The sequence below is a fragment of the Pseudomonas sp. SWRI68 genome (assembly GCF_014269165.1).
Taxonomy (GTDB): Bacteria; Pseudomonadota; Gammaproteobacteria; order Pseudomonadales; family Pseudomonadaceae; genus Aquipseudomonas; species Aquipseudomonas capeferrum.
Window position 1 is genome coordinate 33,588 of the sequence record NZ_JABWRU010000020.1, and the last position, 13,739, is coordinate 47,326.

At 61.0% G+C, this 13,739-nt stretch carries 11 protein-coding genes; 3 read left to right on the forward strand and 8 right to left on the reverse strand.

Annotated features, from left to right (window positions below; translation table 11 throughout):
- The first annotated feature begins 28 nt into the window (after positions 1–28).
- Complete coding sequence (locus HU770_RS22265) at positions 29–898, forward strand: oxygenase MpaB family protein (RefSeq protein WP_033701574.1); 870 nt, start codon at positions 29–31, stop codon at positions 896–898.
- Between the two features lie 78 nt (positions 899–976).
- Positions 977–3,907 carry a DUF748 domain-containing protein gene (locus HU770_RS22270; RefSeq protein WP_186652596.1) on the forward strand — a complete coding sequence of 977 codons (2,931 nt, stop codon included), beginning with the start codon at positions 977–979 and terminating at the stop codon, positions 3,905–3,907.
- A 65-nt stretch (positions 3,908–3,972) separates the two neighbouring features.
- Here HU770_RS22270 and HU770_RS22275 read toward each other — a convergent pair whose 3' ends face one another.
- Entirely contained in the window at positions 3,973–4,386 is a 414-nt protein-coding gene (locus tag HU770_RS22275; protein WP_047583816.1) for a VOC family protein, read from the reverse strand.
- A 60-nt stretch (positions 4,387–4,446) separates the two neighbouring features.
- Here HU770_RS22275 and HU770_RS22280 point away from each other — a divergent pair, with 60 nt between their 5' ends.
- The gene (locus HU770_RS22280; protein WP_186652597.1) at positions 4,447–4,749 is read left to right on the forward strand and encodes a putative quinol monooxygenase; all 303 of its coding nucleotides are present in this window, start codon (positions 4,447–4,449) and stop codon (positions 4,747–4,749) included.
- Positions 4,750–4,830: 81 nt separating this feature from the next.
- On the opposite strand, the gene HU770_RS22285 is transcribed toward HU770_RS22280, so the two are convergent.
- From HU770_RS22285 to nusA, 7 genes are all read right to left on the reverse strand, one after another.
- Positions 4,831–5,181, reverse strand: coding sequence for a BON domain-containing protein (locus tag HU770_RS22285; RefSeq protein ID WP_186652598.1), 351 nt, complete (start codon positions 5,179–5,181; stop codon positions 4,831–4,833).
- A gap of 262 nt (positions 5,182–5,443) precedes the next feature.
- A complete protein-coding gene (gene pnp / locus HU770_RS22290; protein WP_033701582.1) occupies positions 5,444–7,549 on the reverse strand; it encodes a polyribonucleotide nucleotidyltransferase in 2,106 nt (701 codons plus the stop codon).
- 247 nt (positions 7,550–7,796) lie between these two features.
- A complete protein-coding gene (gene rpsO, locus HU770_RS22295; protein WP_016489163.1) occupies positions 7,797–8,066 on the reverse strand; it encodes a 30S ribosomal protein S15 in 270 nt (89 codons plus the stop codon).
- 147 nt (positions 8,067–8,213) lie between these two features.
- On the reverse strand, positions 8,214–9,131 hold the full coding sequence (truB, locus tag HU770_RS22300; protein ID WP_033701583.1) for a tRNA pseudouridine(55) synthase TruB: 918 nt from the start codon (positions 9,129–9,131) through the stop codon (positions 8,214–8,216).
- Between the two features lie 3 nt (positions 9,132–9,134).
- A complete protein-coding gene (rbfA, locus tag HU770_RS22305) occupies positions 9,135–9,533 on the reverse strand; it encodes a 30S ribosome-binding factor RbfA (protein ID WP_033701584.1) in 399 nt (132 codons plus the stop codon).
- Positions 9,534–9,649: 116 nt separating this feature from the next.
- Complete coding sequence (infB, locus tag HU770_RS22310; RefSeq protein ID WP_033701587.1) at positions 9,650–12,175, reverse strand: translation initiation factor IF-2; 2,526 nt, start codon at positions 12,173–12,175, stop codon at positions 9,650–9,652.
- Positions 12,176–12,202: 27 nt separating this feature from the next.
- Positions 12,203–13,684, reverse strand: a complete 1,482-nt coding sequence (gene nusA, locus HU770_RS22315; protein ID WP_027595024.1) for a transcription termination factor NusA — start codon at positions 13,682–13,684, stop codon at positions 12,203–12,205.
- Positions 13,685–13,739 lie beyond the last annotated feature (55 nt).

The window sequence follows — 13,739 nt, forward strand, 5'->3', positions numbered from 1 at the left end:
TAATGGCCGCCCTGAACGACAGGTCGCCATGGAAGCCCTTCGCCGCCGCATCGAAACCCAGGTCATGAGCCTCACCGGGCTGGCCCTCGGCCAGCTCGACCTGGAATCGCCCAAGGGCGACCCTGGCCTGTTTGGCCCGCAAAGCATCAGTTGGCAGGTACACGGTGACTTCCCGAGCATGCTGGTCGGCGGCATCAGTGCCCTCATGCTGCAACTGCTGCACCCTCTGGCCCTGGCCGGGGTGTGGGACCACTCGAACTTTCGCCAGGACCTGCTCGGCCGTTTGCGCCGCACCAGCCAGTTCATTTCCGGCACCACCTTTGGCTCGACCCGCGACGCCGACTGGCTGATCGAAAAGGTCCGCACCATTCACCTGCAAGTCACCGGTACCGCCCCGGATGGCCGCCCCTATGCGGCCAGCGACCCGGGCTTGCTGACCTGGGTGCACGTCGCCGAGGTGAGCAGTTTTCTCGCCGCCCACCTGCGTTACCGCAACCCGCACCTGCCGCGTGCCGAGCAGGATGCCTACTACAACGAGATTGCCCTGATCGCCGAACGCCTTGGCGCCCGTGATGTACCGCGCTCCTGCCAGCAAGTCGAAGACTACCTGCGGCAGATGCGCCCGCAGTTGCAGAGCGATGCGCGCAGCTTCGAGGTGGTCGACATCCTGCTTGCCGCACCGGCCCCCAGCCGCCTGGCGCAACCTGTCGGCAAGCTGATGCTGAACGCGGGCATCGACCTGCTGCCCGATTGGGCCCAGGCCATGCTGGGCCTGCAACAAGGCCCCTTGCAGCGCCGCATGATCCGCCTTGGCCTGCAACGCACGGCGCCGGTACTGCGCTGGGCCATGCGCGACGGCTCGGCGCATCGGGCAAAGCGCCGCATGGGCATCGAATGAGGCGAAATGGTCGCCTCAGCGGAACTGATTTAACGTGCCATACTCCAAGCACTCCTGCTTAGACAGACGAAGCGACACATGTACAAAGGATTGACTCGCGCCCTCGGCGCCATGCTGGCCCTCGTAGCCCTCTATAGCCTGCTCGGCTTTCTCATTCTTCCCGGTGTCGCCCTGCGCATCGCCAACCAGCAGTTGGCGCACTATGCCAGCGTGCCGGCGCACCTGCAGCGCATCGAGCTGAACCCCTTCAGCCTCGAACTGACGCTATGGGGCTTGCAGATCGGCGAGCCTGGCAAGGAACAAGTCGGTTTCGAGCGGCTGTACGCCAACCTCTCGCTCGACAGCCTGTGGAGCGGTGCCCTGCACCTGACCGCGGTGGAACTCGACAAACCGCGCAACGAAGTGCTGTTTGCCAAGGACGGGACGCTCAACCTCACCCAGTTGTTCAAGTTGCCCGCCAGTGAGGCCAAGCCGGACCAGCCGCCCAGCGACCCGTTCCCGCTTCGCATCGGCAGCATCAAGCTCACCGAAGGTTACCTGCACTTCGAGGATCAACGCCCGAGCGAGCCGATCGAATTCCTCTACGACAACATGAACCTGGAGCTGAAAAACCTCAGCACCCTGCCGGACGACAATGCCGACATGACGCTGGTGGCCAACGGCCCCAACGGTGGGCGCATCGACTGGAAAGGCACCCTTGGCCTGTCGCCGATCGCCTCCGAAGGCACGCTGAAGATCACCGACGGCAAGATGAAACTGTTCTGGCCGTATGTGCGTGATGCCGTGCCGCTGGTGCTCGAAGACGGCGTGATCAGCCTCGATACCCACTACAAGCTCAACCTGTCCAAGCAGACCGAGCTGTTGCTGGACAACACCTCGGTACGCATCGCGCCTTTCGCCATCAAGGCGCCAGATGGGCGCAAACTCGCGCGTCTGGCCAGCCTTGAGGTGAGTGAAACCTCCATCGACCTGGCCAAGCAACAGGTGATCGTCGGCAAGATTCGTAGCGAAAAACTCGAAACCTGGGCTGCGCTGGAAAAAGATGGCCAACTCGATTGGCAGAAGCTGTTCGCCAGCCAACCGGCCAAGCCCACCCCCAAGGAAAAGGCCGAACCCGCCGCTGCCGAGCCTGCGCCCGATGCGCAAACCGCCAACACGCCAAGCAAGCCCTGGCAGGTGCTGCTCAAGGACGTGCAGCTGCGCAACTACAGCGTGCACCTGGCAGACCGCAGCCAGAAGGAACCCGTGGCCCTGGACGTCGGCCCGCTGAATGTCGACCTGCAAGGCTTCGACAGCCTCAACCAGACGCCTTTCACGCTCAAGCTCGATACCGGTGTGGGCAAGCAAGGCAAGCTGCAGGCCACTGGCCAGGTCAACCTGGCGCCGATCTGGGCCAAGCTGGATGTCAGCACACGTGACATCGACCTGCGTGTGGCCCAGGCCTACATCAGCCCGTTCATCCTCCTGGAACTTCGCAGCGGCATGCTCGCCAGCGACCTGAAGGTCGACTTGAAAAGTACCGAGCCACTGGCCTTCAACGTCGCCGGCAAGGCCCAGGTCAACCAACTGCATACGCTCGACACCATCAAGGGCCGCGACTTCGTGAAGTGGCAGCAAGTGAACGTCGACGGCCTGTCGTATGTGCACGGTGATGCCCTGTCGATCGACAAGGTGACCCTGCTGCAGCCTTATGCGCGCTTCATCATCAACGAAGACCGCACCACCAACATCAACGACCTGCTGATCCCGCAACCGGCCGACGCGCCTGCGTCCAAGGCTGCCAAACCGGCCAGCAACGACAAGCCGTTGGGCATACACATCGGCCAGATCGACATCAACGACGGCTCGGCCAACTTCGCTGACCTGTCCCTCACGCCCAACTTCGCCACGGCCGTGCAACAGCTCAACGGCCAGGTCGGCACGATCGACAACCGTAAGCCGAACCCGGCCAAGGTGGACATCAAGGGCAAGGTCGACCGCTATGCGCCGGTTACCATCAAGGGTGCGCTCAACCCGTTCAACCCGCTGGCCAGCCTGGATATCGCCACCAGCTTCAAGCGGGTCGAACTGACCACGCTGACGCCCTACTCCGGCAAGTTCGCAGGCTTCCGTATCCGCAAGGGCCGGCTCAACCTTGACCTGCACTACCTGATTACCAACGGCCAGCTCAAGGCCGAGAACAAGGTGGTGGTCGAGCAATTGCAGCTGGGTGAGAAGGTCGACAGCCCGGATGCCGTGGACCTGCCGATCCGCCTGGCGGTTGCGCTGCTCAAGGATACCGAAGGCAAGATCTCCATCGAGTTGCCGGTGACGGGTGACCTCAACAACCCGCAGTTCAGCGTCATGCCGATTGTCTGGCAAACCCTGCGCAACCTGGTGTTGCGCGCGGCCCAGGCACCGTTCAAGTTCATTGGCGGGCTGATTGCTGGCGGGGGCTCGGAAGACCTCGGCAACGTGTCATTCGCCCCAGGCTCGAGTGAACTCAGTGGCGACGCCCAGTCGTCGCTGGACAAACTGGCCTCGGCCCTCAAGGAGCGCCCGGAGCTGCGCCTGGAAATCGAAGGCACCAGCGCGCAGACCAGCGACGGCCCGTTGATCGCCCAGCAGCGCCTGGACCGCGAGTACCAGGCCACCTGGTACAAGATCCTGCAGCGTCGTGGCGACAAGGTGCCTGCCAATGCCTCGATGCTGGTGGTCGACGACAGCGACAAGCCGGCGATGCTCGAAGGCATCTACCGCAATCGCCTGAAGCAGCAACCACCGGCTGAGTGGGAACAACTGGGGCGCGACGAGCGCACCGCCAAGCTGCGTGAAGCGGTGATCAAGTCCTGGGCCGAGAGCGCCCCCTTGCTGCGTACGCTCGGCCAGGAGCGGGCCAGCAGCATCAAGGACTACCTGGTGGACAAGGGCAAGCTGGAAGACGACCGGGTGTACTTCATCGATACCACCCTGGGTCAGGCTGAGAAGGATGGCCGGGTGATCACCCCGATGCACCTGGATGCCGAGTGATCAACCCCGGGCCGCTTCGCGGGCTTGCCCCGCGAAGCGGCCGGTACCGGCAATAAAAGCTGCAATCAGGCCAACCGCTGGCCCGACACCGCCGGGTGATACAGCGGCTGTACCTTGTTACCTGCCGGGTCCAGCAAATGGAAGCTGCGCGCGCCGTCCCCATGGTTGAATGGACGGTCGAGCAAGGTCACCCCGCGCGCCTTGAAGTACTGGTACCAGGCCTCCAGCTCTTCCACGCTGTCGACGATGAAGCCGTAGTGGTCGAGAGTCTGCAAACCATTGGCCGCCCCCGCCCCGCGCCCCAATGACAAATTGTCGTTACCGCAGGTCAGGTAGACCAAGTCTTCATTGGCCCGGTTGAGCACCTCCATACCAAGCACGTCGACGTAAAAGCGCTCGCACTCCTCAAGGTTAGGGACTAGCAAGGCAATATGGCGCAGGCCATTCAGACGGCCAGGGCGGGCAGGCAACTCGGACATTGGCGAAACTCCTTTTTTGTATACAATTCAGATCTGAATTTAAAACAAAAGGAGCGCCATGTGTATAGCCTGTTTATCAAGACACGCGTGAAGCCCGGCAGCGCCGAGGCTTTTCTGACCGCCATCAAGGCCAATGCCGCTGCTTCCGTGGCAACCGAGCCCGGTTGCCTGGTGTTCGACGTGTCTCAGGACCGCCTCGATCCCGACGTGATCTACCTCTACGAGATCTACCGTGACGATGCCGCCTACGAGGCACACACCCTGACAGCGCACTTTCGCGACAGTCGCCCGCTGGTCGAACCGCTGATCGTCGAGCAGGCGTGTTTCGAGAGCGACGTTATCGCCCGTAACCCGGTTTTCTGAGGCGCACAGTAAAAAGCCCCGGCAGTGATGCCAGGGCTTTCCTGAAAAGTGGCCAATTCCGTTTGGCCTATGGGACATTCCTTATTCGGACTTCAGGCCATCAGACATTACGCTTTTGACACCCTTGATGTTTTTGGTGATCCGTACCGCTTCTTCCTTCTGCGAATCGGTGACTTTCACATCCGAAGACAGCGACACCACACCTTGGCTAGTCTCGACTTTGATGTCGCTGCCTGGGATGCCTTTTTCAGTCAGCAGATCAGCTTTGACCTTGGTGGTGATCCAAGTATCAGAGCCTTCCTGTTTCGCATCGTCCACTGTATTGGCAGCCAACATGACTGGAGCCTGGGTGGCTTGGGCTGCAAATGCCGCGTTAGCCATGGTCAGGGTCAGAGCGGTAGCAGTAGCGGCAGCAATGGCGAACTTCTTCATGTGAGTCACTCCTGTTTTTCGAAAGGTCTGCGCCGTTATTCCTGGCTGCAGGTATGAAGGTAGTTGCACGTGCTGTGCCAGTTTCCCCTCTTCCATTTAACCTTTATAAATCAATGACTTATACATACTGGCGATTTGCATGAGTCGTGCAATTTGCAACCTGCGGGGTAAACCTGCGTGCAAGATGCAACTGTGCAAAAGGTTCCCTGCGGGCATAAAAAAAGAGCCCCGAAGGGCTCTTTTTTCATTGCGCGTCAGTCGCTTAGACGCCGGAGGCCTTGGCCGCGGCAACGTCTTTGATCGACAGCTTGATACGGCCGCGGTTGTCCACGTCCAGTACCAGTACTTCCACTTCCTGACCTTCTTTCAGAATGTCGGTGACCTTCTCGACGCGAGCATCGCTCAGCATGGAGATGTGCACCAGGCCATCCTTGCCAGGCAGGATGTTGACGAAGGCACCGAAATCAACGATGCGCTCGACCTTGCCGACATAGATCTTGCCGATTTCGGCCTCTGCAGTGATGCCCAGGATGCGCTGACGAGCTGCTTCAGCCGCTTCCTTGGTTTCGCCGAAGATCTTGATCGAGCCATCGTCTTCGATGTCGATCGAAGCCTTGGTCTCTTCGCAGATGGCACGGATGGTGGCGCCGCCTTTACCGATGACGTCACGGATCTTGTCGGTGTCGATCTTCATCGCGATCATGGTCGGGGCGTTGGCCGACAGCTCGGTACGCGATTGACCAATGATCTGGTTCATCTGGCCGAGGATGTTCAGGCGCGCTTCCAGGGCTTGGCCCAGGGCGATTTCCATGATCTCTTCGGTGATGCCGTTGATCTTGATGTCCATCTGCAGTGCGGTAACACCCTTGGCGGTACCGGCAACCTTGAAGTCCATGTCGCCCAGGTGGTCTTCGTCACCCAGGATGTCGGTCAGAATGGCGAACTTCTCGCCTTCCTTGACCAGGCCCATGGCGATACCGGCCACTGGCGCCTTCATCGGTACACCGGCGTCCATCAGGGCCAGGGAAGCACCGCAGACCGAAGCCATGGAGCTCGAACCGTTGGACTCGGTGATTTCCGATACCACACGAATGGTGTACGGGAACACGTCGGCGGCAGGCAGCATGGCCTGTACCGAACGGCGGGCCAGACGGCCGTGGCCGATTTCACGACGGCCAGCACCGCCCATGCGGCCACACTCGCCCACCGAGAACGGCGGGAAGTTGTAGTGCAGCATGAAGGGGTCTTTCTTCTCGCCTTCGAGGGTGTCCAGCAGCTGGGCGTCACGCGCAGTACCCAGGGTCGCGACGACCAGGGCCTGGGTTTCACCACGGGTGAACAGTGCCGAACCGTGAGTCTTCGGCAGCACGCCGACTTCGATGCTCAGCGGGCGAACGGTCTTGGTGTCACGACCATCGATACGTGGCTTGCCGTTTACGATGTTTTCGCGAACGGTGCGGTATTCGATTTCGCCGAAGATTTCTTTGACTTCGGAAGCCGAAGGCTGGCCTTCTTCACCGGAGAACTTGGCGATCGCCTGATCACGCAGCTCGCCCAGGCGCGCGTAGCGGTCGGCCTTGACGGTGATGGTGTAGCCCTGCGAAACAGCCTCGCCGAACTCGGCGCGGATGGCGTTGAGCAGCTCGGTGTTGGCAACAGCGGGTTTCCAGTCCCAGGTCGGCTTGCCCGCTTCGGCGGCCAGCTCTTTGACAGCCTGGATAACGGACTGGAATTCGTCGTGGGCGAACAGTACGGCGCCCAGCATCTGGTCTTCGGTCAGTTCTTGGGCTTCCGATTCAACCATCAGTACGGCGTCGGAGGTACCGGCAACGACCATGTCCAGGCTCGAGGCAGCCAGTTGCTCATAGGTCGGGTTCAGCAGGTAGCCGGTGCTTTCGTGGAAGGCTACGCGGGCGGCGCCGATCGGGCCTTCGAACGGAATGCCGGAAATAGCCAGGGCAGCCGAGGTACCGATCATCGCAGCGATGTCCGGGTCGGTCTTCTTGCTGGTGGAAACCACGGTGCAGACGACCTGGACTTCGTTCATGAAGCCTTCAGGGAACAGCGGGCGGATCGGACGGTCGATCAGGCGCGAGGTCAGGGTCTCTTTCTCGGAAGGACGGCCTTCACGCTTGAAGAAGCCACCCGGGATCTTGCCGGCGGCGTAGGTCTTTTCCTGGTAGTGGACCGACAGCGGGAAGAAACCCTTGCCTGGATCGGCCTGCTTGGCACCTACCACAGTCACCAGCACGGTGACGTCGTTGTCGACGGTAACCAGCACTGCGCCGGTTGCCTGACGGGCAATGCGGCCCGTTTCGAGAGTAACGGTCGATTGACCGAACTGGAATGTCTTGATTACCGGGTTCACGGTTTCCTACCTTTTCAGTGGCTCTGGGGGGAACTGGTTTCTTGCGAATTCTTGGGCAGAACGGGGAATCGGCCCCATTGACCGTCCAGATACAACACGAGGCTGGGAGCCTGGCCGAAGTGCGGAAAACCGCTCAACGTAACCAGGCTGCCAACCTCGGAGATACGCATGGCGTGCCCAAAGACAACGCTGCCAGGCAGCGTTGCCAATGCATGAGACGCCATGCACACCACTGACCAGGCCGCTATTAGCGACGCAGGCCCAGGCGACCGATCAGGGCGCTGTAACGAGTGGTGTCTTTACCCTTCAGGTAGTCCAGCAGCTTACGACGCTGGTTAACCATACGGATCAGGCCACGACGCGAGTGGTGGTCTTTACCGTTGGCCTTGAAGTGGCCTTGCAGCTTGTTGATGTTCGCGGTCAGCAGAGCAACCTGAACTTCCGGGCTACCAGTGTCGCCAGCAGCTTGCTGGTAGTCGGTAACGATTTGAGCTTTTTCTTCAACGCTGAGGGCCATTTGGCTTCTCCTGATAACGGATCCCGCGAGCGGGGTCCAATAGGCCAGGGACAAATCCCTGTATTAATAAGAAAGGTGTGACCGTGCCTACTGACAGCCACCCTTGATCCCGTAGGGCCCGGCCGAAGCCAGACCCTGCGGTTTCGGTCATTCCGACCGAATCAGCCGACGTGGCGCAATGCGCCCGTCTTCGCTCACTTCACCGATACCGATGAAGCGCGCATTGTGATCCTGTACGCGGACCATGCCAAACTGCGGTGCATCCGGCGCACGTACTGCCTGGCCATGCAGCCAGTAGAACGCACTGTGCTCGGACAAACTCACCATTGGCCAGTCCTGCAGCCCGCTGTCGGAAGGCATCAGGAAGCGATCGAGCGCTTCGTTGCCACCTTCGGCATGGGCCTGTTCGAGTTCCTCGAGGGTCACCGTCTGTGCCAGCTCGAAGGGCCCGGCCTGGGTCCTGCGCAGCTCGGCGACATAAGCGCCACAGCCAAGGGCTTCGCCGATATCCTCCACCAGGGTGCGGATATAGGTGCCTTTGCTGCATCCTACCGTCAACCGTGCACGGGTGCCTTCGCACTCGAGCAACTCCAAGCGGTTAATAGTAACAGAACGCGCCTCGCGCTCCACTACCTCTCCAGCACGAGCCAGTTTGTACAGTGGCTGGCCGTCACGCTTGAGCGCCGAGTACATCGGCGGTATCTGGCTGATCGGGCCACGAAAACGGGGCAGCAGCGCCTCGATGTCGGCACGACCAACGGTCACTTCACGGGTCTGCAGGACCTCGCCTTCAGCATCGGCAGTATTGGTAGTCTGCCCCATCTGCATGACGGTTTCGTAGCCCTTGTCGGAATCGAGCAGGTACTGCGAAAACTTGGTCGCTTCGCCGAAGCACAGTGGCAGCACGCCGGTTGCCAGCGGGTCGAGGCTGCCGGTGTGGCCGGCCTTCTCCGCGTTGAGCAACCAGCGCACTTTCTGCAGTGCCGCGTTGGAGGTGAAGCCCAGTGGCTTGTCCAGCAGGATGATGCCGCTGACGTTGCGGCGGATACGTTTGACCTGGGCCACCGCTTACTCCTTGGTGTCCAGCTCGTCGGTAGCCTTGTGCAGGCGGTCTTCAGCCACTGCACGCTCGATCAGCGCCGACAGGTGTACACCGCGGCTGACGCTTTCATCGAAGTGGAAATGCAGCTGGGGCACGCTGCGCAGTTGCATCGAACGCCCCAGGTGCAGGCGCAGGAAGCTGGCGGCGCTGTTCAGTGCCTTGAGCGACTGCTTCACGGCATCTGGCGTTTCCTCGCCCATGACGGTGATGAACACCTTGGCATGGCCCAGGTCGCGGCTGACATCCACGGCGGTGATGGTCACCAGGCCGACACGTGGATCCTTGACTTCGCGGCGGATCAGCTCAGCCAGCTCGCGCTGCATCTGATCACCGATACGTTGGGTACGGCTATATTCTTTGGCCATTCTTGCTACCTGTAACTTAAAGCGGCAAACGCCCGGTCAAGCTGATGCCTGACCGGGCGCTACCTGTAAAGGCGCCGCCAACCGCCCTGTAGCGGGGGCTTGCGGCAAGCTCGCCCTTAGAGGGTACGAGCCACCTGGACTTTCTCGAAGACTTCGATCTTGTCGCCGACCTTGACGTCGTTGTAGCTCTTGACGCCAATACCGCACTCCATGCCCGAACGTACTTCGGCAGCGTCGTCCTTGAAGCGACGCAGCGATTCCAGCTCGCCTTCGAAGATCACAACGTCCTCGCGCAGAACGCGGATCGGACGGTTGCGGTACACGGTACCTTCGATGACCATACAGCCAGCGATGGCGCCGAACTTCGGCGAACGGAACACGTCACGCACTTCGGCGACACCCAGGATGTTCTCGCGAACATCGCTGCCGAGCATGCCGGTCAGGGCCTTCTTGACGTCTTCGATGATGTCGTAGATCACGTTGTAGTAACGCATATCCAGACCTTCCTGCTCGACGATCTTGCGCGCACCGGCATCGGCACGCACGTTGAAGCCGAACAGCACCGCGTTGGACGCCAGCGCCAGGTTGGCGTCGCTCTCGGTGATACCACCCACACCGCCGCCAATCACGCGAACCTGTACTTCCTCGTTGCCCAAGCCGCCGAGCGAGCCGTTCAACGCTTCCAGGGAACCACGTACATCGGTCTTGAGGACGATGTTGAGGGTTTTCTTCTCTTCCTGACCCATGGTCTCGAAGATGTTTTCCAGCTTGCCAGCGTGAGCACGGGCCAGCTTGACCTCGCGGTACTTGCCTTGACGGAACAGGGCAACTTCGCGGGCTTTCTTCTCGTCAGCAACCACCGACAGCTCGTCACCGGCTTCCGGGGTACCGTCCAGGCCAAGGATCTCGACCGGGATCGACGGGCCAGCTTCCTTCACAGGCTTGCCGTTCTCGTCGAGCATGGCACGTACACGGCCATAGTTGGAGCCGCACAGGACCATGTCGCCCTGACGCAGGGTACCGTCCTGAACCAGGATGGTCGCCACTGGGCCACGGCCCTTGTCCAGGCGCGATTCGACGACGACACCACGACCAGGTGCGGTCGGGGTAGCGCTCAGTTCGAGGATCTCGGCCTGCAGCAGAACGGCTTCGAGCAGCTCGTCCACACCGGTACCCATCTTCGCCGAAACCTTGACGAAAGGCGTGTCACCACCCCATTCCTCGGAGGTCACGCCTTCGACGGACAGCTCGTTGCGGATGCGATCGAGGTCGGCACCAGGCTTGTCGATCTTGTTCACGGCAACAACCAGTGGCACGCCAGCTGCCTTGGCATGCTGAACGGCTTCACGGGTTTGCGGCATCACGCCGTCGTCCGCCGCCACCACCAGGATGACGATGTCGGTCGCCTTGGCACCACGAGCACGCATCTGAGTGAACGCAGCGTGGCCCGGGGTATCGAGGAAGGTGACCATGCCGCGGTCGGTTTCCACGTGGTAGGCGCCGATGTGCTGGGTGATACCGCCGGCTTCGCCAGCAGCAACCTTGGCACGACGGATGTAGTCGAGCAGCGAGGTCTTACCGTGGTCAACGTGGCCCATGACGGTAACGACCGGGGCGCGCGATTCGGTTTTGCCTTCGAACTTCAGCGATTCGGCCAGGGAGTCTTCCAGGGCAGTATCGCTGACCAGGGTGACCTTGTGGCCCAGCTCTTCTGCGATCAGCTGAGCGGTTTCCTGGTCGAGCACCTGGTTGATGGTAACCGGGGTGCCCATCTTGAACATGAACTTGACCACTTCAGCGCCCTTGACGGACATCTGGTTGGCCAGTTCCGAGACCGTGATGGTCTCACCGATGGTCACGTCACGGATGACGGGGCCGGTCGGGCTCTGGAAGCCGTGCTGGTTACGCTTCTTCAGCTTGCCCTTGCCGCCACGACCACGACGAGCGCCATCGCTCTCTTCTTCGGTGGTACGCGGAGCAGCGCGTGGAGTCGGTGCTTTTTCCTTCTCCTTGACCTTGACCTTGATCGACACGCGAGGCGCCTCGCCACGACGACGGTCGTCATCACGAGTGCGGCTTTCGTTGCGACGGGTCTCGTCCTTCTTGCGCTCGGCAGCACGCGCAGCGGCATCTTCCGAGGCAGGCGCGTCAGCGACTACCGGTGCCGGTGCAGGTGCGGCAGCAGCGGCAGCCGGCTTGGCAGCTGGGGCCGCAGGGGCGGCATCAGCAGCCTGACGGCGGGCCTGATCTTCGTTGCGCTGGCGAACGTCGGCGTCAACCTTGTCGCGCGCAGCGTTTTCCGCCGCACGGCGCTCATCCTGCTCGCGTTTCTGCTCAGCCTGGATTTCTTCCGGGCTGCGCTGCACGAATACTTTCTTCTTGCGTACTTCTACGCTGATACTTTTGCTACCGGCGACACGCAGGGTGCTGGTGGTTTTGCGCTGCAAGGTAATCTTGCGCGGCTCTTCCGCCTTGCTCTTGTGGCTGCTTTTCAAATGAGTCAGCAGAGTCTGCTTCTCATTGTCGGTCACTACCTGACCGGCGTCGGTGTGCGGCAGACCTGCCTCACGCATCTGCTGCAGCAGGCGCTCTACCGGTGCCTCGACCTCTTGGGCCAGTTCTTTCACCGTGACTTGCGTCATGCACTTCTCTCCTCAGGCCGCGCCTAATTACTCGAACCAGTGGGCTCGGGCGGCCATGATCAACTTGCCGGCACGCTCTTCGTCGATGCCGTCGATGTCGAGCAGATCGTCGATCGACTGCTCGGCCAGGTCTTCGCGGTTAACCACGCCGCGCACCGCCAGTTCCGCCGCCAGGTCCTTGTCCATGCCCTCAAGGGAGAGCAGGTCTTCGGCCGGATGGGCGTCTGCCAGTTTTTCTTCGGTAGCGATGGCCTTGGTCAACAAACGGTCCTTGGCTCGAGCGCGGAGCTCATTGACGATATCTTCGTCAAAGCCATCGATGTTGAGCATTTCTTCCAACGGTACGTAGGCAATTTCTTCGAGGCTGGTAAAGCCTTCGTCGACCAGCACTTGGGCCAGCTCCTCGTCGACTTCCAGTTCATCGATGAAGTTGCGCAGGATGTCACCGGTTTCTGCTTGCTGCTTGGCCTGGATGTCCTTTTCGGTCATCACGTTCAAGGTCCAGCCGGTCAACTGACTGGCCAAACGAACGTTCTGACCGCCACGGCCAATGGCCTGGGCAAGGTTGTCTTCGGCGACGGCGATGTCCATGGCATGGGCATCCTCGTCAACGATAATCGCCGCGACTTCAGCCGGCGACATGGCGTTGATGACGAACTGCGCCGGGTTATCGTCCCACAGGACGATATCCACACGCTCACCACCCAACTCTCCGGATACGGCTTGGACACGCGAACCGCGCATGCCGATACAGGCACCTTGCGGGTCGATGCGCTTGTCCTTGGAGCGGACGGCGATCTTGGCTCGCGAACCCGGATCACGGGAGGCAGCCATGACTTCAATGAGGCCCTCGGCAATTTCCGGCACTTCAATGCGGAAAAGCTCGATCAGCATCTGTGGCGCAGTGCGCGACAGGATCAGCTGGGGGCCACGGTTTTCAGTGCGGATTTCCTTGAGCAGCGCACGCAGGCGCACGCCAACCCGGAAAGTCTCGCGGGGAATGATGTCTTCGCGAGCCAGCAAGGCCTCGGCGTTGTTGCCCAGGTCAACGATGACGTTGTCGCGGGTAACCTTCTTGACGGTACCGGAGATGATCTCGCCCACGCGTTCGCGGTAGGCATCGACCACCTGGGCGCGCTCGGCCTCACGGACCTTCTGCACGATGACCTGCTTGGCGGTCTGGGCGGCGATACGACCGAACTCGATAGACTCGATCTTCTCCTCGATCACGTCACCGACCTTGGCTTCAGGGTGGGTCTCGTGGATCTTGCTCAACCAGGTCTCGATTGCCGGATCATCAAGATCGGCTTCATCGACCACGGTCCAGCGACGGAAGGTCTCGTAGCTACCGGTGTGGCGGTTGATTTCCACACGCAGGTCGACTTCGTCCTCAAAACGTTTTTTGGTTGCAGTGGCCAGGGCCACTTCCAGCGCTTCGAAAATGACGCCGGGCGGTACACCCTTTTCGTTGGATACCGATTCAACAACCAGCAGTACTTCTTTGCTCATCGTACGCCTCGCCTTGCGCAAGCCATTGGGCCCGGATAGTCCGCCGGGCCCGGCA